We start from the raw sequence: 229 nt of genomic DNA on the forward strand, positions 1-229 counted from the left end.
TTTATCAAAGGCTGATAGAAAAGGTGTTGCAGCTTTAAAACGCGTTTCTAATCTTGACGGTTGCGATATTAGCGTAGGCACAATCGGCTTTACATTGGCGCCGAGGATAAATGCAGCAGGGAGGCTTGATGAAGCCAATGTCGGCGTTATGCTTCTTACAACAACATCAGAGGAAGAGGCTGTAAAATGCGCTAAGATTCTGGATGGGAAAAATAGAGAGAGGCAGATG

At 44.5% G+C, this 229-nt stretch carries 1 protein-coding gene; it reads left to right on the forward strand.

Going from position 1 to position 229, the window contains the following annotated elements:
• A partial coding sequence (locus tag ACX9YW_RS23645; protein WP_460351261.1) for a hypothetical protein occupies window positions 1–229 on the forward strand: 229 nt, incomplete at both ends.

Source organism: Pseudoneobacillus rhizolycopersici (genome assembly GCF_054786815.1).